The organism is Legionella fairfieldensis ATCC 49588, assembly GCF_000621525.1.
In the GTDB taxonomy this organism is placed as follows: domain Bacteria; phylum Pseudomonadota; class Gammaproteobacteria; order Legionellales; family Legionellaceae; genus Tatlockia; species Tatlockia fairfieldensis.
The window spans coordinates 1-1657 of the sequence record NZ_JHYC01000059.1 but is presented as its reverse complement, the minus strand read 5'-3'; the positions used below and the strand labels follow the sequence as shown (position 1 = coordinate 1657).

Sequence of the window (1657 nt, the reverse complement as noted above, 5' to 3'; positions counted from 1 at the left end):
TTATTTTTATTTTTATTTTTATTTTTATTTTCCAGTTCATAAATACAGTATATATCAATTACTGATATATATCAATTACTGATAGCAAGGAAAACGGAGAGGGGTTTGAGGCGCTCCTACCCCACTCCTTCTACTTTTTTGTGATTATGAAAATCAAGTATGGAAAGTTAATTATTGTAATTAAGCATTCAAAGTTAAGTTTTTGGTCATTTTTATTACGCCTTCAAGTACAATAGTATACATACTGATTTAATGCGTGATTTAAAGGAATTAAATAATTGGATGAAAATATTATATACACAAGCTACTCTCGTGAAGGTTTATATGAAAAATGTTTATCGACATTGAAATATGCATATAATGATGGCGGAAAAGAAACACTACGGCAAAAAAATAAAAGTAAAGGAAAAACCTTCAATGATAATTTAAAAAAAATCAAAGAAGAGCTTTTTCCGCTTGCATTATATTTAAAAAATATGGATGGAATATCCAATATCTTAATTCCTGATAACATTAGTAATCCAGAATTTGATGCTAAGGTGCAGATGACAAATGGCAATGAATTTTTTGTTGATGTTACCTTGGCTGTCGATTGGAAGCCCAAATCTTTAAAACCTAAACAAGCCAGCATAAAAAATAAAAATGAATTGAACCAGCAAGATGAAAACACCCTAACAATAAATAAAATTAAAGAGGCTATTTTAAAAAAATTGGATTGTGAAAATGATAAAAAATACACACCGATTTTGCTTGTTGAATTTAATAACAATAATGGCGCTGGATTTTTATATTCTCAGGAGTATAACTTTCTTAAAAAAGAAATTTCGGAGTTTCTTCTCAAAAATGAGATAAAAGAAAAATTAAAGAAATTTTCAAAAATAGTTCTTATAAATTTTATTCATACGCCAGATTTTGTAGAAAAGGTGTACAATGACCCTAACACTATCTTTCCGAATGAAGCAGAAGAAAAAATATTTATTTGGTGCGCTTATCCTGAAAATTAAAAGTTCCGCAAAAACCAGAATAGCTACAACAACTAACCTATAGCAGGACTCTATGGAATAAAAAGTTAATCCTGAATTAAGCCGTTTTCTAAAAGTGTTCTTGCAGCATTAAAGATTGTCACCATCCATAATGACTATTCCAAAGTTCAGAAATAATGCCAATCCCTTCTTGATCGAGGTAAGAGCGAGCATCAACAAAGTTAGCTGCTCCAACTTTCTCAAGCAGTTCTTGACCATACTCCGGATCAAAAAATGAGTACAACAGGGCTAGCAATACTTGTTTACCATGGCTGTAGCCTCCTATCGCCTCTTTAATGAATTGATAATTGGGTTCTAACTACCATCTTTTCTCAACCGCTTCAAGAGACGACGCTTTTCGATTGAAAAATTCCACACCCACTTTTGCAACACCTTGCTTCCATGCTTTATCAAAACGAAGCCTATCATCATTTCGGTTATTTATTAAAAAAAGCCACCTTATTCTGTCAAATAGTAAATTACTGAAACTCATGCTTATCGTTTATCTCTTTCACTGAATTATCTCTACTGTTTTGAACTAAATTAAGATGAGGTTCTTCATTGACTTCTTCTATAATCAATTTAGGCAAACTTACTCTAATAAGATCCATTATTTCATCAAGCGCATTTAATAT

The 1657-nt window shown here is 31.0% G+C and carries 2 protein-coding genes; one reads left to right on the top strand and one right to left on the bottom strand.

All coding sequences use genetic code 11. From position 1 onward, the window contains the following. Nucleotides 1-278: 278 nt before the first annotated feature. Nucleotides 279-1004 (top strand): hypothetical protein, encoded by a 726-nt coding sequence (locus T345_RS0110755; RefSeq protein WP_028389338.1) that lies wholly within the window; start codon nt 279-281, stop codon nt 1002-1004. 118 nt (nt 1005-1122) lie between these two features. Here the strand turns inward: T345_RS0110755 and T345_RS15460 are convergent, their stop codons facing one another. Beyond that, entirely contained in the window at nt 1123-1278 is a 156-nt protein-coding gene (locus T345_RS15460) for a hypothetical protein (protein ID WP_156935644.1), read from the bottom strand. Nucleotides 1279-1657 lie beyond the last annotated feature (379 nt).